The sequence below is a fragment of the Micromonospora sp. NPDC049203 genome (assembly GCF_043197215.1).
Taxonomy (GTDB): Bacteria; Actinomycetota; Actinomycetes; order Mycobacteriales; family Micromonosporaceae; genus Micromonospora.
Genome location: NZ_JBICSV010000003.1, coordinates 162998 through 189270, shown reverse-complemented (window position 1 = coordinate 189270; position 26273 = coordinate 162998). Strand labels below are relative to the sequence as shown.

Sequence of the window (26273 nt, the reverse complement as noted above, 5' to 3'; positions counted from 1 at the left end):
TGTTCGACATCCATCGACGCATCGGGGTGGGACGTGAGCGAGACGGACACCGCTCCAGGCATCGCGGCCCGGTGCCGAGCGGACGGAGGACTAACGGAAGCAACCCTCGGCGAGTTGCGGGACGAGTTGGGCTACCGCAAGCTCGGCCGCTGGGTCCTGGCCGAGATCGCCGACACGCTCAGGGCGACCGGCCTCGGTTTCTTCCCTCCCCACCGGCTCGACGCGGCGCTCAACACCGAGCCACGGCAGTCGCAGACGGTCTGGATCTACGTCCGGGACGGCGGCCCCCGAGCACGTGTGATCGATGCAATCCTTCAGCCGGACGACTGTGACGTCCGAGCGGAGCTGGACGTCATCGGCACCAAGAACCCCGCCGGCCTGACCGCCCGGCAGAAGCTCGACCGCATCAGGGAAATCGTCAACGCCTGACCGGGTCCGAGCAGCGACAGGAGAGCCTCGTCCCATGACCGCGCACGTCTTCGTCGACGAGACCAAGGAGCGAGGGCTACTCGTCGCCGCCGTGGTCATGCACCCGGCCGACCTGAACGCTGCACGCCGGTCGATTCGGGATCTCATCCTGCCCGGCCAAGGCCGCATCCACTTCCACAAGGAGAGAGACGACCGGCGCCGTCAGATCATCGACGGGTTTCTCGCGCTCTCCGCGCACGCTGTCATCTTCGACGCGAAGGACCATCGCAACGCCCGGGTCGCTCGCGAAGCCTGCCTCGTCTCTCTGGTGGAGCACACGGCGAAGATCGGGGCTGCCCGCCTCGTCCTGGAACGCGACGACTCGACCTTCCAGGCCGATCAGCGCCTGCTCTTCGAGCAGGTCAGGAAGTGTGGGGTGGACGGAAGGCTGCGGTACGACCAGCTACGCGCCCACGAGGAGTGTCTGCTGGCCGTTCCCGACGCGTTGGCCTGGTGCTGGGCCAAAGGCGGGCGCTGGAAGGACTCCATCCGCCGCATGATCAGTGAGTCGCGACAGGTCTGACGAGGCGCAGACAGCGCGAGACCCGGCTCACCCACCGTCCGGAAGGCTGCCGGGTCCACTTCCACGGGGCTAGTGCCCCTGGCAGTTGAAGGTTACCGCTGTCCGAACCGTTCGGACAAGAAATGGACGTGGCAGGCCGCGTCTACGCTCTCGGCGTGTCAGTCGTATCGCCCTCACCCGCTCCCGTACGCGTGGCCGGTGCCCGCTCCGCCCTCTGGTCCCTCACCATGACCGCCGTGCTCGTCGGCTTCGGCCTCGCCGTGATCGCGGTCAGCGCGGTGGTCGGCCACCTCACCGTGGGACTGCCGATCGCCGTGCCGATCTCCGTCGCCCTGGCCGGCTGCCTCGCCTTCGCGGTCGGCCTGCGCCTGCTGCACCGGGGCTGGTGGCTGACCCTCCTGTCGGTGCTGCCGGCGCTGTTCGTGCTGGTGGGCACCGTGCAGCTCGCGCCGGAGTCGGTCCTCCGGGAGCGCGGCGTCGCCCAGCAGGTGACCATCACCGACGTGGAGACCGTCGGCAAGCGGCACGAGTTCGTCCTCCAGGGCGACACCGGCCGGCTCGACGAGCCGTTGGTCTACCGGGGCAGCTCCCCCGGCTACCGGGTCGGCCAGCGGCTGACGGTGGTCGTCGACCCTCGGGGCGAGGTGGAGCTGGCCGACGAGCGGGACGTGGACCCGGACGGAAAGCGGGCCATGCTCGTGCTCGGTGCGGCGGGATGGACCCTGCTCACGCTGGTCGGCGGGTGGCGCGGCCACGTCAGCCGGGCCCGTGGCCGCGCCGCCACGGCACCGCCCGTGGTGTTCTGACCGGCGGCGCCGCTACGCGTCGTAGTCGACGGTCAGCTCGTCGGTGACCGGGCTGGACTGGCAGGTCAGCACGTAACCGGCGGCCACCTCGTCCGGCTCCAGCGCGTAGTTGCGCGCCATCGTCACCTCACCCGCCGTCACCTTCGCCCGGCAGGTCGAGCAGACGCCGCCCTTGCAGGCGTACGGCAACTCGCCGCGCACCCGCAGCGCCGCGTCGAGCACCCGCTCGTCCCGGCCCATCGTGAAACTCGACGAGCGGCCGTCCAGCACGATCGTCACGTCGGTGCCGGACCCGGGCCGGTCGGCCTCGCGGCGGACCGGCTCCGGCGGCGCGTCGACGTGGAACAGCTCGGTGCGCACCGCCGCGTCCGGCACGCCGCGGCCCGCCAGCACCGCCTTGGCGTCCACCACCATGCCGTACGGGCCGCAGAGGAACCACTCCTCGATCTCGTCGCCGGGGACGAGAGTGTCGAGCAGCCGGGTCAGCCGGTCGGCGTCGATCCGCCCCGACAGCAACGCCGACTCGCCCATCTCCCGGGACAGCACGTGCACCAGGTGCAGCCGGGTCGGATAGCGGTCCTTCAGGTCGGCCAGTTCCTCGGCGAACATCACCGAGTTCGCCGTGCGGTTGCCGTACACCAGCGTGAACGTGCTGCGCGGCTCGGTCGCCAGCGCGGTCGCGGCCAGCCCGAGCACCGGGGTGATGCCGGAACCGGCGACCACCGCGCCGTACCGGCGGGCCCGGTCCGGGGTGAACGCGGAGGTGAAGTGCCCCAGCGGCGGCAGCACCTCGACGGTGTCGCCGCCCCGCAGCGCGCCGCAGGCGAAGGCGGAGAACGCCCCGCCCGGGACCTCACGCACCCCGATCCGCACCCGGCCGTGCCGGGCCAGCTCGTCCGGGGTGGAGCAGATCGAGTACGACCGCCGCACCTCCCCGCCGTCGCCCTCGGCCGGGCGGCGGACGGTGAGGTGCTGCCCGGCGGAGAACGCGAACGTCTCGCGCAGCTCCTCGGGCACGGCGAACGTGATCGACACCGAGTCGTCGGTGAGCCGGTCCACGGCGGCCACGGGCAACGGGTGGAAGACCGGCCGGCGGCGCACCGGCCGGGTGATGGTGACAGTCACAGCGCCTTCAGGTGGTCGAAGGGTTCGGAACAGGAACGGCAACGCCACAGCGCCTTGCACGCGGTGGAGCCGAAGCGGCTGATCTGGCTGGTCTCCGGCGACCCGCAGCGCGGGCAGCGTACGGCCAGCGTCAACGGCACCACCGTGTCGTCGCCGCGCGGCGCGGGCGGGGCGATGCCGGCGGCGGCCAGCTTGGCCCGGCCGGTGTCGGAGATCCAGTCGGTGCTCCACGCCGGGTGGTAGACGGTACGGACCTCGGCGTCCGGGTGCCCGGCGGCGGCCAGCGCCCGGCGGATGTCCGCCCGGATCACGTCCATGGCCGGGCAGCCGGTGTAGGTGGGGGTGATGGTGACGACGACCCGGCCGGTGTCCGGCTCCTCGTCGACCGCGCGCAGGATGCCCAGCTCGTCGATGGTGATGACCCGGATCTCCGGGTCCACCACCGCCGCCGCGGCCGCCCTCGCCTCACTCACCAGTGCCACTCCGGGCTCCGCTTCCCCGCACTCACCAGTCGGCTCCGGGGTGGGCGCGGTGCAGCACCTGCATCTCGGCGAGCAGGTAGGAGAGGTGTTCGGTGTGCAGGCCGTCCCGGCCGCCACCCGGCGTCCAGCCCGTCTCCGGGCGGGTGAGCGTGGCCTCGTCCAGCACCGCCGTCACCGTGGCGTCGAAGTCGGCCCGGAGGCCGGCCGGGTCGACCGGCGCCGCCGGGGACGGGTCGAACAGCTCGTGGACGTACGGCCACACCTGGTCGACCGCGTCCTGCATGCGCCGGTGCGACTCCTCGGTGCCGTCGCCGAGCCGCTTCACCCACAGCGCGGCGTGGTCCAGGTGGTACGCCGACTCCTTGCGCGCCTTCGCCCCGACCGCCGCCAGCCGCTCGTCCGCGCAGCCGGCCAGCGCCGTGTAGAGCGGCACCTGGTACGCGGCCAGGAAGAACAGTTTCGCCATGGTCACGCCGAAGTCGCCGTTCGGCAGCTCGACCAGCAGGCAGTTGCGGAACTCGCGGTCGTCGCGCAGGTAGGCCAGGGCGTCCTCGTCCCGGCCGGCGCCCTCCAGCTCGCCCGCGTACGTGAGCAGCAGCCGCGCCGCGCCGAGCTGGTCGAGGGCGATGTTCGCCAGCGCGATGTCCTCCTCCATCTCGGGAGCGCGGGAGGTCCACTCACCGAGGCGCTGCGCGGCGATGAGCGCGTCGTCGCCGATGGCGAGCGTGAAGTCGAAACTCATAGGTGGGCAGCCCCTTCGGGGACCTCGTAGAACGTCGGGTGGCGGTAGACCTTGTCGGCGGCCGGGTCGAAGAAGGCGTCCTTCTCGTCGGGGCTGGACGCGGTGATCGCGCTCGCCGGCACCACCCAGATGGAGACGCCCTCCTGGCGGCGGGTGTAGAGGTCCCGCGCGTTGCGCAGGGCCAGCTCGGCGTCGGGGGCGTGCAGGCTGCCGACGTGGGTGTGCGACAGGCCACGGCGGGCCCGCACGAACACCTCCCACAGGGGAGATGACTCACTGCTCATGCCGCGACCGATTCCTTTCGCTCCACCCGCTTCGCGGCGTACGCCGCGGCGGCCTCCCGTACCCACGCGCCGTCGGCGTGCGCCTTGCGCCGGTGCGCCATCCGCTCCCTGTTGCACGGCCCGTCGCCCTTGATCACCCGCATCAGCTCGTCGTAGTCGGGCTGGGTGTAGTCGTACGCCTGCCGCTCGTCGTTCCAGCGCAGGTCCGGGTCGGGGAGGGTGAGGCCGAGCACCTCCGCCTGACCGACGCACATGTCGACGAAGCGCTGACGCAGCTCGTCGTTGGAGAAGCGCTTGATCTTCCAGGCCATGGACTGGGCGCTGTGCGTCGAGTCGCCGTCGGGCGGGCCGAACATGGCCAGTGACGGGTACCACCAGCGGTCGACCGCGTCCTGGGCCATCGCCTTCTGCGCCGGGGTGCCGTGCGCCAGCGTGTGCAGGATCTCGTAGCCCTGCCGCTGGTGGAACGACTCCTCCTTGCAGACCCGGATCATCGCGCGGGCGTACGGGCCGTAGGAGCAGCGGCACAGCGGCACCTGGTTGACGATCGCCGCGCCGTCCACCAGCCAGCCGATCGCGCCCACGTCGGCCCAGGTCAGCGTCGGGTAGTTGAAGATCGAGCTGTACTTCTGCCGCCCGTCGAGCAGCAGCTCCACCAGCTCGTCGCGGCTGATCCCGAGCGTCTCGGCGGCGGCGTAGAGGTAGAGGCCGTGGCCGGCCTCGTCCTGCACCTTCGCGAGCAGGATCGCCTTGCGCTTGAGCGACGGCGCGCGGCTGATCCAGTTGCCCTCCGGCTGCATGCCGATGATCTCGGAGTGGGCGTGCTGGGCGATCTGCCGGATCAGCGTCCTGCGGTACGCCTCGGGCATCCAGTCGCGGGGCTCGATCTTCTGATCCGCGCTGATCACGTCGGCGAAGTACGCCTCGACATCCTCGTCGGGCACCGCGCCGCCGCGCCGGGACCGCGCCGCCGCCTCGCGCAGCGCCGCCTCCGCGGCCTCCACCTCGCCGAGCAGGCCGCCGCCCGGAGCGTCCTCCGGCGGGGCGAAGTCGTTGCCATACATGCAGCCAGTGTTACAGCTCGGCACGAACCACACCAGGGGGTGTAACAGGTTTCGGCGATCGTCTCGCGCAACCGGGCACATGCGCCCCCTCATCGGCCCAGGTCGCTGTGATGTCGATCACTCAGCTCCGGTTAAACCTCCCAAGAGAGGCAAAGTGGCTCAATATCCCGCCGACCCGGCAAAGTCATGGGTGTCGAGACCTGTCATCAGGACTGTCCGGAAGTAGACTTCCCCCCGGCAAACCGTTCGGCTTCATGATCGTCACCGTTCAGGCCATCGTCCCCCGGCCTGTCGGCGACCGGGCCGGACCCATGCGAAGCGCCGGTCCCCCCGGCCAGACATCTGGAGCTCACCACTCATGCGACCTCGCGTGACCATGGCGGTCGCCATCGTGGCGATCCTCATCGGTGGCGTCATGCTGGTGCCGGCCGCGTACGCGAAGTTCTCCGCCGGCGCGGGGGGCATCGGCGGCGGCGAGCAGGTCCCGGTGCCCGCCCCGACGGCGCCGGCTGCGCCGACGCTGCGCGACGCGCCGGTGTCGGTGAACTTCAAGGGCGAATTCTTCTCCTGGGCCCTGATGGATCGCGAGACCGGCAGGGTCACCGGCGCGCAGAACATGAACCAGACCAGCTCCACCGAGTCGATGCTCAAGGCCTGGATCGTCGCGGACTACCTTCGCCAGCTGGGCGACAAGCAGCCGAGCGCCGGGCTCAAGAAGGCGGCGATCCTGGCGATCCGGGACAGCGACGACGACGGCGCGAACGCCGTCTACCGGGCGGCGGGCGGCTCCTACAAGCCGCAGCCGGGCGGCCGGCCCGACCCGGTCATCGCCCGCGCTATCCGGATCTGCGGTCTGACCGACACCCGGCCCGGTACCGTGCCCGACTACAAGGGCTGGTGGAGCTTCACCGAGATGTCCCCCCGGGACGCGGCCCGCCTCGGTGACTGCATCGCCGACGGCCGCGCCGCCGGCCCCAAGTGGACCGAGTGGCTGCTCAGCGAGATGACAAAGGTGGCCGGTAGCGTCACCAAGCAGGCCACGCGATCCGGCGGCGGCCGGTGGGGCATCATCGACGGCCTGCCCGCGACGATCAAGGCGCAGGGTCCGGTGCACATGAAGAACGGCTGGACGCAGCTCGCCTACGACGGCAACTGGCACGTCAGCTGCCTTTCGTTCACCGACAAGTGGAGTCTCGCCGTGATGATGCGGTACCCGGGAAGCGCCGGCCTGCCGTACGGTGCGAAGATGTGCGCCGCCGTCGCCACCCAGCTCGTGACGCCGCAGCCCGGCGCGGCGCTCAAGGTGCCGCAGCAGCCGGTCGGGAAGCTCTGATGGCCGGTGCCCGGCGTCGGCCCGGCAGCTATCGGCGCCCGCTCGCGTTCAGCGCCCTGGCGGTAGCCCTCGTCGGCCTGCTCGGCCTCTCCCTGCGGGTGATCCCCGGCTCACCGCTGGAGGCGACCGCGAACTCGCGTCCGGAGCCGGCCGGCGAGCGGTCCGCCCAGCGGACCGTGGACCGCGGCGCGAAACCGCGGGTGGCCCCCTCGCGATCCCTGGAACCGCTGCCGTTCGAGGCGAAGAACCTGGACAGCCTCAAGATCAAGGGCTGGTACGGCTGGTCCGTGCTGGACAAGCGCACCGGAAAGATCATCGGCTCGGCGAACATGGGCCAGACGAGCACCACCGCGTCCCTGATCAAGTCCTGGGTGGTGGCCGACTACCTGCGCCTGAGCGCGGAGGACGGCAAGACGCCGAGCGACGCGAAGCTGGCCGACGCCACGAAGATCATCCGGGACAGCGACAACACCCGGGCCCAGGAGTTCTACCGGAGCGTCGGCGGCACCGACTCGATCGAGCGGCTCATCTCGATCTGCAAGCTGACCGACAGCGAGGTCGCCTCCGACGGCGGCTGGAGCCAGACGCTGCTGTCGCCCCGGGACGCCGCGCGCCTCGGCCTCTGCATCGACGACGGCCGGGCCGCCGGGCCGAAGTGGACCAAGTGGCTGCTGAACGAGATGCGCCAGGTACGCGCCCCCGGTGACTTCGGCATCCGCAAGGCGTTCCCGGCGGCCGAGCAGAAGAAGATCGCCATCAAGAACGGGTGGATCGACCGGCAGGACGAAGAGGAGTACCACGTCAACTGCCTGGCCATCGGCGACACCTGGACGATGGGCGTGATGCTCCGCACCCCGTTCGGCGTCGAGGGCGGCTGGGACTACGGCATGGACGCCTGCGAACGGATCACCAAGGCGCTGCTGCGCCCGGCCACCTGAGCAAGCTCAGCCCTGGAAGAACTCCGGACCGTCGGCCGGCAGCGCCGGCACCTCCCCGTACGCGGCCGCCCGGCGGGCGAACTCGCGCAGCCCGGCCACCTGCCGCTCGCCGAGCGAGAAGTCGAGCGCGCGGAAGTACGTGGCGAGCGTCGCCGCGTCGAACGTCTCCCAGCGGGCCGCCGCCTCCGCCACCTGGTCCAGTTCGGCCAGGCACAGGTCACGGGAGCGCAGGAACGCCTCGTGCACCTCCTTGACCAGTCCCGGGTGGGCGGCGGCGAACTCGCGGCGTACCGCCCAGACGGCGAACACCATCGGCAGGCCGGTCCAGTCGTGCCACGCCTGCCCCAGGTCGGTCACCTCGAGACCCTTGGCCGGCGCCTCGTAGAGCGCGCGCAGCGCCACGTCGCCGATGAGCACTCCGGCGTCGGCCTCCAGCAGCATCTGGGTCAGGTCCGGCGGGCAGCGGAAGTACTCCGGGCGTACCCCGTGCCGCTCGGCGAGCAGCAGCTGGGCCAGCAGCACCCCGGTACGCGAGGTGGAGCCGAGCGCCACCCGGGCGCCGTCCAGCTCACCCAACGGGCGGGTGGACACGACGTTCACCGAGAGCACCGGCCCGTCGCTGCCGACCGCCAGGTCGGGCAGGAGCAGCAGGTCGTCGGCGTGCTTGAGGAACTCCACCAGCGTGATCGGGCCGATGTCCAGGTCACCGGCGACCAGGGCGGCGCTCAGCCGGTCCGGCGAGTCCTTGTGCAGGTCGACGTCGATGAGCGCGCCGGATCGCATCAGCCCCCAGTAGATCGGGAGGCAGTTGAGAAACTGGATGTGCCCCACCCGGGGGCGGGCGATGCGGTCGGCCATGCCCCGACCGTATCGCCGTGGCTTGCGTCGCGCCGCCGGGGGAGCCGATGGAGTGGTGAACTCCGCACCCGTAATGAAAGGAAGGGCCCCCTGTTAACGCCTGCGGTAGAGGAAGGGCCCCTTGTTAACAGCGGCGGTCACGCGGGCTCCGCCGCGGCGGGTGCGGCGCGGGCGGCGCGGGCGGCGGGTGCGGCGCGGGCGGCGCGGGCGGCGGGTGCGGCGTGGGCGGCGGCGCGCTCGGCGCGTACCGCGCGGCGGACCGGCCAGGCCAGCGCCACCACCACCAGCAGGCCGGCCACGCCGCACCCGGCGACGAGCGTGCGCGGGCCGGCCACCTCCAGCAGCAGGCCACCGACCAGGTAGCCACCCATCGCGGCGCCCTGGGCGGCCGCACCGAAGGTGGCGAAGGCCCGGCCCCGGGCCGCCTCCGGCACCCGCCGTGCCAGCAACAGGTTGTTGAAGACGTTGTCGCCGCCGTTTGCCACGCCGCCCAGCAGCCAGATGGGCACGAGCAGCCACGCCGAGGGCACCGCCGCCGAGACCAGCACCGCCACGCCGCATCCGCCGAGCAGCACCAGCCCGGCCCCGAGCAGCGCGCCGTCGTCGGCGAGCCGGCGGGCGACGCGGGCGAACAGCCACGCGCCGAGCACGATGCCGAGCGTCCACGAGCCGGTGACCAGGCCGTACACGGTGGCGCTGCTGCCGAGCGTCTCCCGGATGAAGAAGACCTCGATGACGTTCACCGCCCCGACCGCGCCGACCACGGCGGCCAGGCTGCCGACCATCACCGTCAGCAGCGGGTCGCGCCGCAGCCGCCACCGGGGTGCGGCCACGGCGGCGGTTCCGGCCGCCGCCCTGCGGCCTCCCCTGTGGGTACGGACGAACAGCCCGGCCGCCACCAGCGAGAGATAGCTGAGGGCGCCGAGAAGCAGTGGCACCCGGGTGCCGAACTGGCCGACGAGCAGCCCGGCCAGCGCCGGCCCGGCGAGTGCGCCCAGCGTGCCGGCGGTCTGGTTCAGCGCGCCCGCCCGGGGCAGGTCCTCGGGCAGCACCATGACCGGCACCAGCGCGGAGATCACCGGTTGGGTGACCGCGAGACCGGTGGCCAGCAGCGCCACGAGTGCGATCACCAGCACCGGATCCGTGGCGTACGCGAGCGCCACGCATGTCGCACCCTGGCCGGCCCCGGCGGCGATCAGCAGCACCCGGCTGTCCACCCGGTCGGCGAGGCGGCCGGTCAGCGGGGCGAGCGCCACGAGCGGCAGTGTCGCGGCGAGCAACAGCCCGGAGACCGCGAGCCCACCGGCCCCGGCGGACTGGAGCGCGAGCGTGAGGGCGCTGGTGACCAGGAAGTTCCCACAACTGGAGACGCCGCGCGCGGTCGCCGCGAGCCAGACGTCCGGCCAGCGCGACTCGTCAGTTGTGAAGGACATACTTCGAAAGTAATCCTTCACAACTGACGCGCGCAACCCCTCAATCGAGCGGCATCGCCCGGTACTGCGTCGCCACCGGCCGCGCTCCGGCCGGTGGATCGGCCCGGGTCCGCCGCCGGTACGGCTCCAGCAGCGCCTGGATCGCGTGATTCAACTCGGTCAACTCCTCGGCGGTCAGGAGCAGCATGCTGTCGCTGAACCAGGTCGCCGCGTACCACTCCGGCGGCTCGTCCGGCGCGCGGCGCAACCAGTCCCGGACCCGCTGGGCGTCGCGGACCATGTGCGCCTCCACCAGCGCCGCCTCGGCGGCACGCGCCTCCGGGTCGGCGCCCGGCCCCACCTCGACGCGGTACGACGGATTCACCGCCTGCCAGACCCGCTCCCGGGCGTCACCCCGGCCGGGAGCCTGCTGGACCAGCCCGAACTTCGCCAGCTCGCGCAGGTGGTAACTGGTCGCACTCGGCGACAGCCCGGCGATCTCGGCGCACTCGGTGGCCGTCGCACCGCCCTCCAGCGTCCCGAGGTGTTCCATGATCGCCATGCGGGCCGGGTGAGCCAGTGCCCGCATCACCTGCGGGTCACTGATCGTCACCCGACTCCTGCCGGGAAGCGCCTCCGTCATGCCTCAATGATCCCGGGTCCGCCGACGCCGCCACCAGCCAGATCTTGGTACGGGGGCGCCCTCATGAGGGCGGTTCCGTACCAAGATCGGTGCCTGCTTCGGAAATTCGGTGGCGTCGGCGTTCGGGGCCGGTAGAGTCGAGGGCCGCCCGACGGCCGCGGTGAGCATGCACCGCAGCGGACGTCCCCGCGCCGGGAGCAGGCCAACCGCCCCGGACACGCGAGCGAGCCTCAGTTGAGCCATCGGAGTTCATCGTGCCCGCAACCGACCTTGACGCCACACCGAGCCTCGACGCCGAACTGGCCGCCGAGCGTGCCCACCTCGACGCCTCCCGCGCCGCGCTGACCCGGATGCGGGAACGCGCCGAGGCGCTCTTCGCCACCGGCGACAAGGTGGCCGGTGACTCGTACACCGCCGAGCAGCTCGGCCGGCACATGGCCCGGCGGGTCAAGGAGCTGGCCGACGACCCGAGCACCCCGCTGTTCTTCGGCCGCCTGGACTTCGGCGGCGACGACCCGGACCACGCCGGGCGGGACTACCACGTCGGGCGGCGGCACGTCACCGACGAGCTGGGCGAGCCGCTGGTGCTGGACTGGCGGGCACCGGTCTCCCGGTCGTTCTACCGGGCAAGCGCACGCGATCCGCAGGGCGTCGCCGTACGCCGCCGGTTCGGGTTCAGCGCCGGGACGCTGACCAGCTTCGAGGACGAGCACCTGGCCCGGGGCGAGGAACTCGGCACCGCCAGCCGCATCCTCACCGCCGAGATCGAGCGCCCGCGCGTCGGCCCGATGCGCGACATCGTCGCCACCATCCAGCCGGAGCAGGACGAACTGGTCCGGGCCGACCTGGCCGACTCGATCTGCGTACAGGGTGCCCCGGGCACCGGAAAGACGGCGGTCGGGCTGCACCGCGCCGCGTACCTGCTCTATCTGCACCGGGAACGGCTGCGCCGCTCGGGTGTGCTGATCGTCGGGCCGAACCGGGCGTTCCTGTCGTACATCGCGGCGGTGCTCCCCGCCCTCGGGGAGGTCGAGGTCGAGCAGGCCACTGTGGAGGACCTGGTCGCTCGGGTGCCGGTCCGCGCGGTGGACGACCCGGCCGCCGCCGCGCTCAAGCACGACGTCCGGATGGCCGAGGTGCTGCGCCGGGCCGTCGAGGCCCACATCGGTACGCCGACCGAGCCGATCATGGTGTCGGACGGCTCGTACCGGTGGCGGATCGGGCTCGACCCGCTGCACCGGCTGATCACCGAGACGCGCCGGGAGGGCCTGCCCTACGCGACCGGCCGGGAGCGGGTCCGGGCGCGGGTGGTGGGGCTGCTGCAACGCCAGGCCGAGGCCCGCCGGGCGGAGTCACCGAGCGACGCCTGGCTGCGCCGGATGAGCCGGATCAAGCCGGTCACCGACCTGCTCGACGCGGTCTGGCCGGCGCTCACCCCGGACGGCCTGCTGCACCGGCTGCGCACCGACGCCGACGCGCTCGCCGCCGCCGCGGACGGCCTGCTCACGCCCGAGGAGCAGGAGCTGTTCCGCGCCGGCAAGACCGCGCGCACCGCGAAGGCGACCCGGTGGACCGCCGCCGACGCGGTGCTCGTCGACGAAGTCGCCGGGCTGCTCGAACGGCCCGCCGGCTTCGGGCACGTGGTGGTCGACGAGGCGCAGGACCTCTCCCCGATGCAGTGCCGCGCCATCGCCCGGCGCAGCGAGCACGGCTCGATCACGCTCCTCGGGGACCTCGCCCAGGGCACCGCGCCGTGGGCGGCTACCGACTGGCGGGAGTCCCTGGCCCACCTGGGCAAGCCGGACGCCGCCGTGGTGCCGCTGAGTGTGGGCTTCCGGGTGCCGGCCGCCGTGGTCGCGTTCGCGAACCGGCTGCTGCCGGCGCTCGCCGTCGACGTACCCCCGGCCCGGTCGCTTCGCCACGACGGCGCGCTCGACGTGCGTACCGCCGAGGACCTGACGGCCGCGACGGTGGCCGAGGTGCGGGCGGCGCTCGCGCACGACGGCTCGGTCGGTGTGATCGCCGCCGACGACGCTGTCGACCGGCTGCGCGCGGCGCTCGCCGACGCGGGTGTCGAGACCGCTACCGCCGACGACGTCGAGGCCGCGGCGCGCGTCACCGTGGTTCCGGCGACGCTGGTCAAGGGCCTGGAGTACGACCACGTGGTGGTCGTCGAGCCGGCCGCGATCGTGGCCGCCGAGCCGCGTGGGCTGCATCGCCTCTACGTGGTGCTGACCCGGGCGGTCTCCCGGCTGGCCGTGCTGCACCGCGAGCCGCTGCCCGCGCCGCTGACCGCCTGACGCGGTCAGACGGCCAGCGCGGCGGCTACCTCGCGCAGCGGGCGGCCCGACTCGGCGATCGGCACGGTGAACGACAGCCAGGAACCGTCGGTGAAGTCGATCCGCAGCCGCTTCGGGTTGAGCCGGTGCCAGCCCACCCGCGCGGAGGCGATTTCCGCACGCGCGGCCGACCAGGCCACCGCGGTCTCGGCCAGCGCGCGTTCCTCGGCCTCGCGCCCGGCGAGCAGCTTGACGCCGCCGGTGCGGCAGACCACCAGCCGCCGGTCGGTGACCGCGAGCAGCGTCTCCCGGACCTGGAGGTCGGGCCGGGCCGGGCGGAGCGCGCGGTGCAGCCGGGAGGCGGCCGAGCCGGGTGCGCCGCGCCCGGCGATCCCCCAGCCGATCGCGTCGACCAGGCGGTCGCCGCGATCCCAGGTGGCAAGGGGCAGCAGCACGTTGAGCAGCACCGAGCCGGCAGTCCGCCGGCTCGGCTCGGCGGTGGGCTCCGGCTCGGGCGGCGGAGCCGGGGCGAGCCCCTGGCCGACGTCGGCCTTGGCGTGGGCCAGGACGCGCTCGCCCGGCTCGACGAGCAGGCCGATCCGGTCGCGGTATCTGGTCTCGTCCATCGGCTCAGTATCGGTCGTGGCCGTAGCCGTCGTCGGCGGGGCGCTCCGCGCCCGGCGCGTTGCTCATCACCTCGCCGACGATCTCGCGGACCCGGGCGGCGGCGGCCTCCTGCGCCCGGTTCGCCGCCGAGGTGATCTCCTCGGCCAGCGTGTACGAGTCGAGGCGCATGGCCCGTGCGTTGATGTCGGTGGAGAGGATCTTGCCGTCGGCGGCGGCCACGACGGTGACCAGGCCGGAGTCGCTCACGCCCTCGGCGCTGCTCTGCTCCAGCTCGGCCATCCGCGCGCCGAGTTCACGCTGCCACCCGTCCAGGTTGCGGGCGAGCGCCTCGATCCGGTCCAGGGCCGGGAACGTCATTGCTGCCTCTCAGTTCACGATCGAGTCGAACACGTTCTGCACGCCCTTGGTGTACGGGCCGAGATCGTCGCGGTACGTGCCGTCCACCAGGTAGTTGCGGTCCTTGCGCCCGTCGGAGACGTCGTGCAGGCCCATGCCGGTGTCGAGCAGGGCACCGCCCATGCCGGGGATGTTCACCGGGGACGCCTGGTTGATGACGAACTTGCCCGGGAAGAGGACGGCGGCGCGTTCGACCTTGAAGGCGAGCGCCGCCTTCGTGTAGCCGGACTTGTTGAACGCGCTGTACGCCTTCTTGGCCCGGCGCAGCTCCATCACCACCTTGGCGTAGTGCTCGATCAGGTTGGCGACCTTCTGGAGCTTGGTGGCGAGCTTCGTGAGGATCTCCGCGAACCGCGCCACGATCTTCACCATGCGGCCGACCGTGGTGGCGAGTCTCGCCAGCACGCGTACCACTGTGGCGGCCAGGCTCACCCCGGCGCTCAGCACCGCCGCCACCGCCGCGATGATGACCTCGGTCAGGAACCAGAGCAGGAACTCCAGGATCAGTTCGACCAGCAGGTTGAACGCGTCCACCGCCGCGTTCGCGGAGTCGACCAGCACCTCCTTGGTGCCGTCCAGCCCCGCTGCGAGGTCGTCCATCGCCGCCTCGATGGACTGCATCGAGGCGTGGAACTTCTCCGCCGCGTGGCCGTTCCAGGCGCCGCGCAGCCGGGCCCGGTCCGCCACCTGGTCACCGGCGATCTGCCGGACCGCCTCGCCGGTGGTCATCGCGAGCTGGGCCGCCCGCATCAGGTCGTCCGGCTCACCGGCGACCAGTTCCAGGAGCTGCTCGAACGGCCAGAGCACCGCGTTCGACAGCGGCTTGAACGGGTCGGGCGTGCCCGACACGATCTGCTCGAAGTAGGTCTTGTTGCGCTGGAGCGCCTCGGTGCTCATCGCCCCACCCCTCAGCCGCCGGCGGTGAACATGGTGTCGTTCGCCGCGTCCGTGTCGTCGTAGGCGGCGGCCGTCTCCATCAGGCCCGAGGCGATGGTCAGCATGGTCTCGGCGCCGTCGGCCAGCCCTTGCAGGCACGCCTCGAACTGCTGCTCGTACGCGGCGGCGAGGCTGAACGACGCGGGCATCACGCCGAAGGAGTGCCGGGCCACGTGGCCGTCGCGGAACATCCGCTCCAACTCGCGGAACCGGGAGGAGCGGTCCCGGGAGGCGAGCGCGAACGTCCTCAGCGCCTCCGGCTGGACGTCGAGATTCCTGCTCGGACTGGTCACGGACCCTCCCCAGTGTCCGGTCGGAACTTCCACCGTCGTCGACGGCGTCACCAGACTAGGGGATGCGCGCAGCCGGGCACGGGACACCGCGACTGGCGCGGGCACGGTAGACAGGGGATGCACAGCCCCTCCGCCCGAGGAGACCACCGATGATCCTGGCCCGCGCCGAACAGGTCAGCCGCCGCTACGGCGAGGTGCTGGCGCTGGACCGGGTCGACCTGACCGTCCGGGCCGGGGAGCTGGTCGGCCTGCTCGGGCCGAACGGCGCCGGCAAGAGCACACTGATCAACCTGCTGGTCGGGCTGCGCCGCCCCACCGCCGGCCGGGTCGAGCTGTGCGGCGGCGATCCGCGCGACCCGGCGAGCCGGCGGCAGCTCGGCGTCACGCCGCAGGAGACCGGCCTGCCGGGCACGCTGCGGGTCGGCGAGGTGGTCGACTTCGTCTCGGCGCACTTCCCCGACCCGGTGCCGCGGGGCGAGCTGCTCGACCGGTTCGGCCTCGCCGACCAGGCACGCCGGCAGACCGGCGGTCTCTCCGGCGGGCAGCGTCGCCGGCTCGCGGTGGCGCTGGCGTTCGTCGGCCGTCCCCGGCTGGTGGTGCTCGACGAGCCGACCACCGGCCTCGACGTGGAGGCGCGGCACGCGCTCTGGGACGCGATCCGCGGCTTCCACGCCGACGGCGGCACCGTGCTGCTGAGCAGCCACTACCTGGAGGAGGTGGAGGCGCTCGCGCAGCGGGTGGTGGTGATCGGCCACGGGCGGGTGCTGGCCGACGACTCGGTGGCGGCCATCCGCGGGATCGTCGGCGTACGCCGGGTCAGCCTGGTCGCCGACGACCTGCCGGCGCTGCCGGGCGTGGTCACCACCGAACGCGCCGACGGGCGGGTGCACCTGCTCACCACCGACGCCGACCAGCTCGTCCGCGACCTGGTCACCTCCGGGGTGCCGTTCCACGATCTGGAGGTCCGGCCCACCTCGCTGGAGGAGGCGTTCCTCGCCATCACGGCCGACGACCGGCCCGCGCCCACCCCCGCCTAGGAGACCGCCGTGCCGCTCGCCCTGGTCCACGCCCGCTACCACCTGTTGGAGATCATCCGGGTGCCGGTGGCGGTGGTGGGCAGCGCGTTCTTCCCCGCCGCCTCGATGCTCTTCTTCGTGGTGCCGTTCGCCGGCGACGACCCGGCCGGCGCCACCTACGCCACCGCCGCCATGGTGACGTTCGCGGTGATGACCGCCAACATCTTCCAGTACGGCGTAGGCGTCTCCGAGGACCGCGACCAGCCCTGGAACCCGTACACCCGGACGCTGCCGACGGGACCGGCTCCGCGGCTGGCCGGGCGGATCCTGGCCGGGGTGGTCCTGACCTACGTGTCGATGATCCCGGTGGTGGTGATCGCGGCGGTCGCCACCGAGGCGCGGGTCAGCGCGGTGCGGTTCCTCCTCGGCCTTGGCGCCGTGGCCGTGGTCTCGGTGCCGTTCACGCTGCTCGGCCTGACGATCGGCTACTCGCTGCCGAGCAAGGCCGCGATCGTGGTGGCACAGGTGATCTTCTTCCCGCTCGCGTTCGGCGGTGGGCTCCTCTCCGGGCCGGACGACGCGCCCGGCTTCATCAAGGCGATCGCCCCCTACCTGCCCACCCGGGGCGCCGTGGAACTGATCTGGGCGGCGGTCACCGACTTCCGGCCGGACACCCGGGCGCTGGTGATGCTCGTGGTCTGGGTGCTGGTGCTCGCCGCGCTCGCCGGCTGGGCGTACCGGCGGGACGAGGGACGCCGCTTCAGCTGACCTTTTGTCCGGTTCCGGCCCGGTGGCCGACCCGGCGGTGCCACGATGCCGACAGGGCGGGCGAGCGGAGCCGCCCCCGGCGAGAGGGGTCACCGTGAACGGCGTCGAGCCCGGCACGCCCTGCTGGACGGACCTGGCCACGCCCGGTCTGGACGACGCCCGACGGTTCTACCCCGAGCTGTTCGGCTGGACCGGGCAGGTCTCCCCCGAGCCGGAAGCCGACGGCTACACCGTCTTCCGCAAGGACGGCAAGGCGGTCGCCGGGGCCGGGCCGCCCGCCACGCCGGACCAGGTGCCGGTCTGGTCGATGTACGTGGCGACCGACGACGCCGACCTGGTCGCGACCCGGGTGGAGGCGGCCGGCGGGCAGGTGGTCGTCTCGCCGTTCGACGTCGCCCAGCAGGGCCGGATGGCAGTGCTCGCCGACCCGGCCGGCGCGGTGTTCAGCGTCTGGCAGCCGATGGCGATGCGCGGAGCCGAGCTGTACAACGCGCCGGGTGCGATGTGCTGGAACGAGCTGGTCACCCCCGACCCGGAGGGCGCGAAGGAGTTCTACGCGCTGGTCTTCGGCTGGCATCCGGAGGAACGACCGGCCGGGCCGGACGCGTACACCGGCTGGCGCTGCGGCGCCCGGATCGTCGCCGGGATGCTGCCCCGGGCCGAGCCGCTGCCGGCGGACCTGCCCGCGTACTGGGCTGTGTACTTCGCCGTGGAGGACACCGACGCGACCGCCGCCCGGGCCGCCGAACTGGGCGGCACCATCCTGGTCCCGCCCCGCGACAACCCGGCCGGACGCGGCGCCGCCCTACGCGACCCGTCCGGCGCCCTCTTCTCCATCTCCACCCTCCGCTGACCCACACCCCCCACCCCCACCCGCCGTCGTCTTGCAGTTGCGGCCCTCCCGACGGGGCATACACCCCTTTTGCCGGGACTAAAAGTGCAAGATCGCCGGGGTGAGGCGAGGACCGTCGAGATCTTGGTACGAATCGGCCCTGCCGGGGGCCATTCCGTACCAAGATCTATCTGCCATCCCGGGAAACGGGACACCGATCCAGGATGCGAGACGGCGACCGCCGAGGGAGGGGGTCAGGTTGGGCGGACGGGGACCACGAGGGGGCCGTGGTCGCCGGGGATCACTCGGATGTGGGCACGGTAGTGGCGGGCCAGCAGCTCCTCGGTGAGCACCTCCTCCGGCGGCCCGGCGGCGGCCACCCGGCCGTCGGCGAGCAGCACCAGGCGGTCGGCGTACTCGCCGGCGATGGAGAGGTCGTGCATGGTGGCGAGCACCGTCAGGCCGTGCTCGCGGCGGAGCTGGTCGACCAGTTCCAGCACCTCCTGCTGGTGCCCGATGTCCAGCGCGCTGGTCGGCTCGTCGAGCAGCAGCAGGGTGGCCCCCTGGGCCAGCGCCCGGGCCAGGAAGACGCGCTGCCGCTCGCCACCGGAGAGCGTCGCCAGCTCACGGTGGGCGAACGGGCCCAGGTCGAGCCGGTCCAGCACCTCGTGCACGGCGGCCAGGTCGGCGGCGGACTCGCGGCCCAGCGGCGGGATGTACGGGGTACGCCCGAGCAGCGCGTAGTCGAACACCGACATGCCGATCGGCACGACAGGCGACTGCGTCACGGTGGCCACGACACGGGCGCGGTCGCGGCGGCGGAGCGCGCCGATCGGCGTACCGAAGAGTGCCACCTCGCCCGGGCCGGTGAGCAGGCCGCCGACGACGCGCAACAGGGTCGACTTGCCGGCGCCGTTGGGTCCGATCACGGTGACCCACTCGCCCGCCGTGACGGTGAGGTCGACGCCGGCCAGGACCGGGCTGCCGCCCAGGTCGACGCGCAGGTCGTGGACGCGTACGGCGGGGGCGTTCACATCGCCACCCGGCGGGCGGTCCGCAGGACCAGCACGAAGAACGGGCCGCCGAGAAGCGCGGTGACCACGCCGATCGGGATCTCGGCGGGCGCGGCGGCGGTCCGGGCGACCACGTCGGTCAGGGCCAGGAACGCGCCGCCGAACAGCATCGACAGCGGCAGGATCACCCGGTGGCTGGAACCGGCGAGCAGCCGCATGGTGTGCGGCACGATGATGCCGACGAAGCCGATCAGGCCGGACGCGGAAACGGCGGCGGCGGTGCCGAGCGACGCGGCGGCGATCAGCAGGTAGCGGGAGCGCTGCGGGTGCAGGCCGAGACCGGCGGCCTCGTCGTCGCCGACGGAGAGCACGTCCAGCTCGCGGCGGTGCAGCAGCACCACCACGGAGGTGAGCACGAAGTACGGCAGGACCAGCCACACGTCGTGCCAGCCGGCGGTGGCCAGCCGCCCGAGCAGCCAGGAGTAGACCTGCTGGATGTTGTCGGAGTGCTGTTGCAGCAGGTACGTCTGCCCGGCGGCGAAGAACGCGGACACCGCCACGCCGGCCAGGATCAGCGTGGCGGGTGACCGGTCCCGTCCCCCGGCCGCGCCGAGCAGGTACGTCAGCATCACCGCGCCGAGCGACCCGACGAACGCGGCGAGCGGGATGGTGATCGGCAGCCCGGTCAGCGCACCGCCCGCGCCGGCGCCGAGGACGATGGCCGCGGTGACCGCGAAGCCGGCGCCGGCCGCCACGCCGAGCAGGTACGGGTCGGCCAGCGGGTTACGGAAGACTCCCTGGTAGCAGCCGCCGGCCAGGGCCAGGAGCGCGCCGACGAGCAGGCCGAGCACGACCCGGGGCAGCCGCAACTCGGTGATGATCGCGACTTCCCGCTCGGTGAGCCCGCTGTCCAGGTGCACACCGGGCAGCAGGTTGAGCAGTTCGGCCGCGACGCTGCCGGGCGGCAGGCTGACCGGGCCGAGGGAGACGCCCGCCACGAGCGCGACGAGCACCGCCACGACACCGGCGAACAGCCAGCGTTTGCGCAGCCCGGCGGGGCGGATCGGGGCAGCGGCAGTGCCGCGCGCCGCACGCCGCCCGGGGCGGGGCAGCAGCCGGGCACCCGGCCGGGGCGCGTCGGGCGTCCCGGCCGGGCTCGGGGCGGAGTCCGCCTGTCGTAGGGCCACGGTCAGGCCGGGACCTTGGCGGTGGCGTCCACGATCACCTTGAGCAGGTCGACCACGCGCGGGCCCCAGCGCGAGGCGATGTCGTCGTCCAGCTCGACGATCTGGTTGTTCTTCACGGCGGTGATGCCGGACCAGCCGCTGCGCGCCTTCACCGTGTCGGCGCTCTGCTTGCAGCACTTCGTGTCGGAGAGGAAGACGAAGTCGGGGTTCGCCTTGACGATGACCTCCTGGGAGAGCTGCGGGTAACCGCCGTTCTTCCCGTCGGCGTCGGACGCGTCGGCGATGTTCTCCAGCCCGGCGAGCGCGTAGATGGTGCCGATGAAGGTCTTGCTGGTCGCGCTGTACAGCTCCGGGCCCAGCTCGTGGTAGTAGGTCAGCTTCTCCGTACGCTTCGGCAGGTCCTTGGTCAGCGCGGTGATGTCGTCCTTCATCTTCCGCACCACGGCGTCCGCCTCGGCGCGGTGACCGGTGAGCGTGCCCAGGTCGGTGAGCTGGCGGTACGTGTCGTCGAGCGTGGTCGCGGCGGGAACCTGGAGGACCGGGATCCTCAGCGCGACGAGCTGGTCGGCGATCTTGTTGAGGTTGTCGGAGATGACCACCAGGTCGGGGTTGCGGGAGGCGACCGCCTCGGCGTTCGGCTGGTAGCCGGACAGGTCGGTGCGGGGCGCCTCGGGCGGGTAGTTCGACTGGTCGTCGACGGCGGTGACCTGCTTGCCGGCGCCGATGGCGAACAGCATCTCGGTGGAGGTCGGCGCGAGGGAGACGATCTTCTCGGGCCGCTTGTCCAGCGTCAGCTTGCCGACGGTGGCCGGGAACGCGCCGCCGGAGCCGCCGGCGGCGGGGGTGTCGTTAGAGGTCTTCTCGGCACAGCCGCCGAGGAGCAGCACGCCGGCCGCGAGCGCGGCGGCGAAGAGCCGGGGGGTACGTCGGGACATGGAACCTCCTGTCGGTCGAGGAGTGTGGTGCTTCGCCGACAGGAGGAAAGGCCCGCCCGCGAGGCGCCCTTCCTCGAGAGCGCGTGTCGCGACCGGGCCGCAGGCGACCTGGCTCGTCCCACGTCCGTCGGCGCCGGCGGAAGGCCGGCGCCGCGCGTACGGGGCATCACAGTTGCGGGACAGCGCCGGTTTCACACCGGCTTCGCTGTGGCACGGTCGGTGCCACCGTAGCGCACGACCAGCGGAGATCGTCGGGACGGGAGGGGTGAGCGGGAACCCCGGCGGGGGTGGAACCGGGGTTCCCGCCCGGTGGTGAGGTCAGCAGTACTGGCTCTGCTTGCCGATCGCCCGGTACGGGCAGTCGGCGTACTCGGACAGCAGCAGCACGGCCTCCCGGTTGCGTGAGGTCTGCGCCGGGATCACCTCGTCCGGCGGGTAGAAGCCGCCGCCGGAGGCCGAGCCGGGGTACATCTCGAAGGTGTACGCCCAGATCTTGTGGGCACCCCACATCCAGTCGATGCTGGTGCCGTCGGCGATGTAGAGGTCGCTCGACTGTTCCGGGGTGTAGTTGTTCGTCGCCGCCATCTGCCGCCCGATGGTGGCGAAGGTGTTGTACTGGTCGGTGTTCATGCCGGTGGCGGTGTTGTTGTACGTGTAGCCGTACGGCCAGAGCACCAGCTGCGAGTAGGTGTGGAAGTCGATGTTGGCCTTGATCTGCTGCACCCCGCCGACGACCCGGCTGTTGACGAAGTTGCGCAGCGCCGCGGTCTCCGGTGCGGAGAAGGCGGAGGGGCCCCGGTAGGTGTCCGACGACTTCGTGCTGGACGAGCCGCCGCAGCAGCCCCACTGGTAGCCCCAGTTTCGGTTCAGGTCCGTGCCGACGGCAGTCGACCCGCTGTTGGGTTGCCGGTTCTTGCGCCAGGACCGGTAGGAGCCGGTGGCGATGTCGTACTCGCTGCCGTCCGGGTTGACGGTGGGGACGATCCAGATCTCCCGGGAGTTGACGATGCTGGTGATCCGGGAGTCGCTGCCGTAGTTGTCGGTGAAGAGGTTGAGCAGGTAGATCGCCATCTCGACGGTCAGGTGCTCGCGGGCGTGCTGCTGGGCGTTGAACAGGATCTCCGGCTCGGCCTCGTCGGTGGCGACGTTGTCGGAGATCTTCACCGCCATCAGGTCCCGGCCCTGGTACGACGTGCCGATGCTCAGCTTCCGGGCGATCGTCGGGTGGTCGGCGACCACCTTGTTCACCACGGCGGTCAGCTCGGCGTAGTCGTGGTAGTTCGAGTCGGCGGGAGGGAACGCGTTGGCGGTCATGCCCCCGTCGGCGGGTGCCGGCGCGACGTCCTTCTCGAGCCGGAATCCGAGCCGGGTGATCGCGTTGGCCTCGGCCCTGGTCGCCGTGACGTGCAGCACGCCGTGCTCGGAGTAGTCGATCGCGGCCCCGGTGGAGGCGACGGCGGTGCGGTCGGCAGCGGTGCGTGGGCCGAGCACCCGGTAGGCGACGCTGGTCGGCTCACCGGAGCCTTCCGGCGCGGGGCGGGCGACAGCGGGGGCTGCGGCCGCGGCGACGATGGTCAGGCCGACGGCGGCGGCGAGCGCCAGCCGGCGGCGGAGCGGAGAGGCGCGGAAGGCCATTGACAACCTCCTGGGGGTACGGGAGATCCCGTTGTCCGCACACTCCACCAGGAGACACATGGTCATATCAATATCCGTCTCTATCTTTACCCATCCCGACCTGATCCTCACTTCGGCAATGATTTTCTATGCCTGAACATCTGGCGAAACTTCCCGCCAAGCGCGACAGTGAACGGCAACGATGCCGTCTCCCTGTGGAGCTGCCATGTTCGGAAGACCCATGCGCGCGGCCGCCCTCGCCGGGCTCACCGCGCTCACCCTCCTCGGCACCAGCGCACCGGTCCAGGCACAAGCCCCGCGGCCGGGCGTCACGCACGACGAACAGATCACCTTTCAGGAGTTCTCCCGCTTCCCCGACTGGCGTAGCGGCACCCACCAGGGCACCCGCGCCGTACCGGGCCGCCACCCGGCGCTGACCATCGACCGCCCGGCGGGGACCACCGAGTTCACCGACGAGCACACCGGCGCCACCCGCACCTGGGAGTACGCCACCTGGACCTCGCCCGAGCGGCGGATCGGCTTCGACGCCAGCGAGATGGTCGCGTCGTGGAACGCCGCCACCCCGGCCGGCACCTGGATCCAGGTCGAGCTGCACGGCACGTACAACACCGGGGCACAGACCCCGTGGTACGTCATGGGCCGCTGGGCCTCCGGCGACCAGGACATCAAGCGCTCCACGCTGGACGGGCAGGGCGACCCGTGGTCGAGCATCTGGACCGACACGTTCTCGATCGACGACGCCGACGCCGGGGTGCTGCTGCGCTCGTACCAGTTGCGGCTGACCCTCTACCGCGCGCCCGGCCAGGCCGCCGCGCCGCAGGTCCGGATGCTCGGCGCGATGGCGTCGAACGTGCCGGACCGGTTCACCGTCACCCCGAGCCGGGGCGGCATCGCCTGGGGCACGGAGCTGGCCGTGCCGCGTTACTCGCAGAACATCCACATCGGCGAGTACCCGGAATACGACGGCGGCGGCGAGGCGTGGTGCTCGCCCACCTCGACGGAGATGGTGGTCGAGTACTGGGGCCGTAAGCCCTCGGCCGAGGACACCTCCTGGGTCGACCCCTCCTACCCCGACCCGACAGTCGACCACGCCGCCCGGATGACATACGACTACGAGTACGAGGGCGCGGGCAACTGGCCGTTCAACACCGCGTACGCGGCGAGCTTCCCCGGCCTGGAGGCGCGGGTCACCCGGTTGCACTCGCTGGACGAGGCGGAACGCTTCATCAAGGCGGGCATCCCGGTGGTGACCTCGCAGTCGTTCCTCGCCAGCGAGCTGGACGGGGCCAACTACGGCACCTCCGGGCACCTGTTCGTGATCGTCGGTTTCACCGCCGAGGGCGACGTGATCGTCAACGACCCGGCGTCCTCGTCGAACGACGCGGTCCGCAACGTCTACAAGCGGGAGCAGTTCGAGCAGATCTGGCTGCGCACCAAGCGCTACCGGGCCAACGGCACAGTGGCCTCCGGCTCCGGCGGCATCGCGTACCTGATCAAGCCGGCCGACCGGCCGTGGCCGGTCGTCCCGGGCTCGACCAACTGGTGAACCGCTCGACCGGCTCGACCGGCTGGTGAACGGCGAAGGGCCCGGCGTGACATCGTCCGCCGGGCCCTTCGCCCGTCCGCTCAGCTGTCGCGGCGCTCGCCGTCCGGCTCGGCCTGGTCCTCACCGGCCAGCGCGGAGCGCAGCCGCTCCTTCTCCACGCGACGCCGCTCCGCCGCCTCCGCCATCTCCCCGGCCATCTCGTCCCGCACGCCCTTGAGCAGGAAGAACGACAGCGTGGCGGAGAAGATCAGCGCCAGCATCAGCCGCAGGAACATGTTCATGTCGACGAACCAGAGGGCCGCCATTACGACGACGAACAGCCCGATCCGGCCCAGCGTGTACTTGAGCGCCGCGCTCATTCCCGCATTCCCACTCTCTTCGTGCCTCAGCCCGTACGCCGGGCCAGCCAGTGCACGCCATGAAACCAGACGGTGGCGTAGACCACGGTGAACACCGCCGCGGCCAACGCTCCGGTGAACAACGCGGGCAGCCCCGAGGCCAGCCCGGCGGCGAGCAGACCGGCGAGTACGCCGAGCGCGATGCCGGCCAGCGCGGCCACCACCCGGGCGGCGCCGAACTCCCAGGCCCGGAACTCGTCCCAGAACAACCAGAGCGGCAGGATCACCGCCAGCCAGCCGTTCGTGCCCCCGAATCCGCTGTCGCCCACCGTGGCGAACGCGAACTCGAAGACCAGCAGCGCCAGCACCCCGATGACCAGCCCGGCCAGGGTCACACCGAGCAGGTCACCAAGGGTCAGGATGCGCCCCTCGGCGTCACGCCGGGGGAAGGCGCGCTGCTGTTCCTCGCCGCTCATCGCCAGGTCAGGCCCAGACCTGCTGCGGCTCGGACCGGCGCTCCGCCGCGGACGGGGGCGCGTCGTACTCGCGGACGATCTCGTAGCGGGTGTTCCGCTCGACCGGACGGAAGCCCGCGTCCCAGATCATGTGCAGCAGGTCGTCGCGGTGCATGGTGTTGGGGGTGCCGTACGAGTCGGCGTCGTGCGTGATCTTGTATTCGACGACCGAGCCGTCCAGGTCGTCGACGCCGAAGTTCAGCGAGAGCTGCGCCACCGACAGGCCGTGCATGACCCAGAAGCACTTGACGTGCGGCACGTTGTCGAACAGCAGCCGGGAGACCGCGAACGTCTTGAGCGACTCGGCCGGCGAGGCCATCGTGGTCCGGGCCTGGATCCGGTTACGGATCTTGCCGTCCGCCGAGTCGACGAAGTCGTGCTGGTAGCGCAGCGGGATGAAGACCTGGAAGCCGCCGGTCTCGTCCTGCAGCTCACGCAGCCGCAGCACGTGGTCGACCCGGTGCCGGGGCTCCTCGATGTGGCCGTAGAGCATGGTCGACGGCGTCTTCATGCCCTTCGAGTGGGCCAGCCGGTGGATGCGCGACCAGTCCTCCCAGTGGCAGTTGTGGTCGACGATGTGCTGGCGGATCTCCCAGTCGAAGATCTCCGCGCCGCCGCCGGTGAGCGACTCCAGGCCGGCGTCCATCAGCTCGTCGAGGATCGCGTCGGCGGTGAGCCCGCTGATCTTCTCGAACCACTGCACCTCGGTCGCGGTGAACGCCTTGAGCTTGACGTTCGGCAGCGCGGCCTTCAGCTCGCGCAGCACCTTCGGGTAGTAGCGCCAGGGCAGCGTCGGGTGCAGGCCGTTGACGATGTGCAGCTCGGTGAGCTGCTCGTCCTCCATCTCCTTGGCCTTGCGGACCGCCTCGTCGATACGCATCGTGTAGGCGTCCTTCTCGCCCGGCTTGCGCTGGAACGAGCAGTACGCGCACGACGCCGAGCAGACGTTCGTCAGGTTCAGGTGCCGGTTGACGTTGAACATCACCCGGTCGCCGTTGAGCTCGGTACGCCTGTGGTGGGCCAGCCGGCCCAGCCAGGTCAGGTCGTCGCTGGCGTAGAGGGCGATGCCGTCCTCGCGGGTCAGCCGCTCCCCCGCGTACACCTTCGCCTCGAGTTCGCGCTTGAGTCCGGCGTCCATCCGTTGGCCACGTCCTTCCACCTGGGTTCCCGATCGAGCCTACGTCGCGGGTCCGACCGCCCGCCGACGTGGTGCGCCGGTTCACCGGCCGTCACGCTCCGCACATCGACATCGTCGCAACCGTGAGGTAAGACAGGGTGG

28 protein-coding genes, 1 pseudogene and 1 riboswitch are annotated in these 26273 nt (G+C 71.9%); of the genes and pseudogenes, 10 read left to right on the top strand and 19 right to left on the bottom strand.

All coding sequences use genetic code 11. The features are described 5' to 3' along the window. Nucleotides 1-33: 33 nt before the first annotated feature. The 3 genes from ACGFIA_RS09900 to ACGFIA_RS09890 all read left to right on the top strand — a co-directional run bounded on the left by ACGFIA_RS09900 (nt 34) and on the right by ACGFIA_RS09890 (nt 1797). A complete protein-coding gene (locus ACGFIA_RS09900; protein ID WP_120572083.1) occupies nt 34-429 on the top strand; it encodes a hypothetical protein in 396 nt (131 codons plus the stop codon). Nucleotides 430-463: 34 nt separating this feature from the next. Then, nucleotides 464-991, top strand: a complete 528-nt coding sequence (locus tag ACGFIA_RS09895; protein WP_393259483.1) for a hypothetical protein — start codon at nt 464-466, stop codon at nt 989-991. Nucleotides 992-1146: 155 nt separating this feature from the next. Next, the gene (locus ACGFIA_RS09890; protein ID WP_357386894.1) at nt 1147-1797 is read left to right on the top strand and encodes a hypothetical protein; all 651 of its coding nucleotides are present in this window, start codon (nt 1147-1149) and stop codon (nt 1795-1797) included. 12 nt (nt 1798-1809) lie between these two features. Here the strand turns inward: ACGFIA_RS09890 and paaE are convergent, their stop codons facing one another. The 5 genes from paaE to paaA are packed head-to-tail and all read right to left on the bottom strand — an operon-like array spanning nt 1810 to nt 5494. Next, nucleotides 1810-2922: a 1,2-phenylacetyl-CoA epoxidase subunit PaaE gene (gene paaE / locus ACGFIA_RS09885; protein ID WP_357386892.1), complete on the bottom strand. Its 1113-nt coding sequence runs from the start codon at nt 2920-2922 to the stop codon at nt 1810-1812. Further along, nucleotides 2919-3395 (bottom strand): 1,2-phenylacetyl-CoA epoxidase subunit PaaD, encoded by a 477-nt coding sequence (gene paaD / locus ACGFIA_RS09880; protein ID WP_357477965.1) that lies wholly within the window; start codon nt 3393-3395, stop codon nt 2919-2921. The genes paaE and paaD overlap by 4 nt, the downstream gene beginning before the upstream one ends. A 31-nt stretch (nt 3396-3426) precedes the next feature. Continuing rightward, complete coding sequence (gene paaC / locus ACGFIA_RS09875; protein WP_357386888.1) at nt 3427-4146, bottom strand: 1,2-phenylacetyl-CoA epoxidase subunit PaaC; 720 nt, start codon at nt 4144-4146, stop codon at nt 3427-3429. Then, nucleotides 4143-4430, bottom strand: a complete 288-nt coding sequence (gene paaB, locus ACGFIA_RS09870; protein ID WP_357477971.1) for a 1,2-phenylacetyl-CoA epoxidase subunit PaaB — start codon at nt 4428-4430, stop codon at nt 4143-4145. The genes paaC and paaB overlap by 4 nt, the downstream gene beginning before the upstream one ends. Beyond that, nucleotides 4427-5494, bottom strand: a complete 1068-nt coding sequence (gene paaA / locus ACGFIA_RS09865; RefSeq protein ID WP_357477974.1) for a 1,2-phenylacetyl-CoA epoxidase subunit PaaA — start codon at nt 5492-5494, stop codon at nt 4427-4429. The genes paaB and paaA overlap by 4 nt, the downstream gene beginning before the upstream one ends. 358 nt (nt 5495-5852) lie before the next feature. Here paaA and ACGFIA_RS09860 point away from each other — a divergent pair, with 358 nt between their 5' ends. Next, nucleotides 5853-6827 carry a hypothetical protein gene (locus ACGFIA_RS09860; protein WP_357386884.1) on the top strand — a complete coding sequence of 325 codons (975 nt, stop codon included), beginning with the start codon at nt 5853-5855 and terminating at the stop codon, nt 6825-6827. Further along, nucleotides 6827-7765, top strand: coding sequence for a hypothetical protein (locus ACGFIA_RS09855; RefSeq protein ID WP_357386882.1), 939 nt, complete (start codon nt 6827-6829; stop codon nt 7763-7765). Before ACGFIA_RS09860 ends, ACGFIA_RS09855 begins: the two co-directional genes overlap by 1 nt. A gap of 6 nt (nt 7766-7771) precedes the next feature. Here the strand turns inward: ACGFIA_RS09855 and ACGFIA_RS09850 are convergent, their stop codons facing one another. The 3 genes from ACGFIA_RS09850 to ACGFIA_RS09840 all read right to left on the bottom strand — a co-directional run bounded on the left by ACGFIA_RS09850 (nt 7772) and on the right by ACGFIA_RS09840 (nt 10678). Beyond that, nucleotides 7772-8623 carry a menaquinone biosynthesis protein gene (locus ACGFIA_RS09850; protein ID WP_357477977.1) on the bottom strand — a complete coding sequence of 284 codons (852 nt, stop codon included), beginning with the start codon at nt 8621-8623 and terminating at the stop codon, nt 7772-7774. A 137-nt stretch (nt 8624-8760) separates the two neighbouring features. Further along, nucleotides 8761-10056, bottom strand: a complete 1296-nt coding sequence (locus tag ACGFIA_RS09845; RefSeq protein WP_357477979.1) for an MFS transporter — start codon at nt 10054-10056, stop codon at nt 8761-8763. 40 nt (nt 10057-10096) lie between these two features. Then, complete coding sequence (locus tag ACGFIA_RS09840) at nt 10097-10678, bottom strand: winged helix-turn-helix domain-containing protein (protein ID WP_357386878.1); 582 nt, start codon at nt 10676-10678, stop codon at nt 10097-10099. Between the two features lie 254 nt (nt 10679-10932). On the opposite strand from ACGFIA_RS09840, the gene ACGFIA_RS09835 reads away from it, so the two are divergent. Next, nucleotides 10933-12978 (top strand): HelD family protein, encoded by a 2046-nt coding sequence (locus tag ACGFIA_RS09835; protein ID WP_393259479.1) that lies wholly within the window; start codon nt 10933-10935, stop codon nt 12976-12978. 5 nt (nt 12979-12983) lie between these two features. Here ACGFIA_RS09835 and ACGFIA_RS09830 read toward each other — a convergent pair whose 3' ends face one another. Genes ACGFIA_RS09830 through ACGFIA_RS09815 form a run of 4 tightly spaced genes read right to left on the bottom strand, consistent with a single transcriptional unit; the run spans nt 12984 to nt 15209 of the window. Beyond that, nucleotides 12984-13583, bottom strand: coding sequence for a hypothetical protein (locus ACGFIA_RS09830; protein WP_357386875.1), 600 nt, complete (start codon nt 13581-13583; stop codon nt 12984-12986). Between the two features lie 4 nt (nt 13584-13587). Next, the gene (locus tag ACGFIA_RS09825; protein ID WP_357386873.1) at nt 13588-13941 is read right to left on the bottom strand and encodes a YbaB/EbfC family nucleoid-associated protein; all 354 of its coding nucleotides are present in this window, start codon (nt 13939-13941) and stop codon (nt 13588-13590) included. 9 nt (nt 13942-13950) lie between these two features. Then, on the bottom strand, nt 13951-14877 hold the full coding sequence (locus ACGFIA_RS09820) for a WXG100 family type VII secretion target (RefSeq protein ID WP_393259477.1): 927 nt from the start codon (nt 14875-14877) through the stop codon (nt 13951-13953). Nucleotides 14878-14888: 11 nt separating this feature from the next. Further along, nucleotides 14889-15209, bottom strand: a complete 321-nt coding sequence (locus ACGFIA_RS09815; protein ID WP_357386869.1) for a type VII secretion target — start codon at nt 15207-15209, stop codon at nt 14889-14891. A gap of 149 nt (nt 15210-15358) precedes the next feature. On the opposite strand from ACGFIA_RS09815, the gene ACGFIA_RS09810 reads away from it, so the two are divergent. From ACGFIA_RS09810 to ACGFIA_RS09800, 3 genes are all read left to right on the top strand, one after another. Further along, a complete protein-coding gene (locus tag ACGFIA_RS09810) occupies nt 15359-16246 on the top strand; it encodes an ABC transporter ATP-binding protein (RefSeq protein WP_357386867.1) in 888 nt (295 codons plus the stop codon). Nucleotides 16247-16255: 9 nt separating this feature from the next. Beyond that, nucleotides 16256-16993: an ABC transporter permease gene (locus ACGFIA_RS09805; RefSeq protein ID WP_357386865.1), complete on the top strand. Its 738-nt coding sequence runs from the start codon at nt 16256-16258 to the stop codon at nt 16991-16993. A 94-nt stretch (nt 16994-17087) separates the two neighbouring features. Then, a complete protein-coding gene (locus tag ACGFIA_RS09800) occupies nt 17088-17846 on the top strand; it encodes a VOC family protein (protein WP_357386863.1) in 759 nt (252 codons plus the stop codon). 233 nt (nt 17847-18079) lie between these two features. Here ACGFIA_RS09800 and ACGFIA_RS09795 read toward each other — a convergent pair whose 3' ends face one another. The 4 genes and pseudogenes from ACGFIA_RS09795 to ACGFIA_RS09780 all read right to left on the bottom strand — a co-directional run. Then, on the bottom strand, nt 18080-18859 hold the full coding sequence (locus tag ACGFIA_RS09795; protein ID WP_357386861.1) for an ABC transporter ATP-binding protein: 780 nt from the start codon (nt 18857-18859) through the stop codon (nt 18080-18082). Further along, the gene (locus ACGFIA_RS09790) at nt 18856-19953 is read right to left on the bottom strand and encodes an iron ABC transporter permease (protein ID WP_357386947.1); all 1098 of its coding nucleotides are present in this window, start codon (nt 19951-19953) and stop codon (nt 18856-18858) included. The genes ACGFIA_RS09795 and ACGFIA_RS09790 overlap by 4 nt, the downstream gene beginning before the upstream one ends. Nucleotides 19954-20027: 74 nt before the next feature. Continuing rightward, nucleotides 20028-20960: an ABC transporter substrate-binding protein gene (locus ACGFIA_RS09785; protein ID WP_357474239.1), complete on the bottom strand. Its 933-nt coding sequence runs from the start codon at nt 20958-20960 to the stop codon at nt 20028-20030. Nucleotides 20961-21067: 107 nt separating this feature from the next. Continuing rightward, a riboswitch (cobalamin riboswitch) is annotated at nt 21068-21161 on the bottom strand. Nucleotides 21162-21281: 120 nt separating this feature from the next. Then, nucleotides 21282-22595, bottom strand: a pseudogene (locus ACGFIA_RS09780) (M14 family metallopeptidase); the annotation flags it as partial. A 205-nt stretch (nt 22596-22800) separates the two neighbouring features. On the opposite strand from ACGFIA_RS09780, the gene ACGFIA_RS09775 reads away from it, so the two are divergent. Beyond that, nucleotides 22801-24141, top strand: a complete 1341-nt coding sequence (locus tag ACGFIA_RS09775; protein ID WP_393259474.1) for a C39 family peptidase — start codon at nt 22801-22803, stop codon at nt 24139-24141. Nucleotides 24142-24221: 80 nt separating this feature from the next. On the opposite strand, the gene ACGFIA_RS09770 is transcribed toward ACGFIA_RS09775, so the two are convergent. Genes ACGFIA_RS09770 through mqnE form a run of 3 tightly spaced genes read right to left on the bottom strand, consistent with a single transcriptional unit; the run spans nt 24222 to nt 26132 of the window. Then, nucleotides 24222-24500, bottom strand: a complete 279-nt coding sequence (locus tag ACGFIA_RS09770) for a DUF4229 domain-containing protein (protein ID WP_393259472.1) — start codon at nt 24498-24500, stop codon at nt 24222-24224. Nucleotides 24501-24526: 26 nt separating this feature from the next. After that, complete coding sequence (locus ACGFIA_RS09765; RefSeq protein WP_393259470.1) at nt 24527-24955, bottom strand: hypothetical protein; 429 nt, start codon at nt 24953-24955, stop codon at nt 24527-24529. A 7-nt stretch (nt 24956-24962) separates the two neighbouring features. Further along, entirely contained in the window at nt 24963-26132 is a 1170-nt protein-coding gene (gene mqnE / locus ACGFIA_RS09760) for an aminofutalosine synthase MqnE (RefSeq protein ID WP_357386851.1), read from the bottom strand. Nucleotides 26133-26273 lie beyond the last annotated feature (141 nt).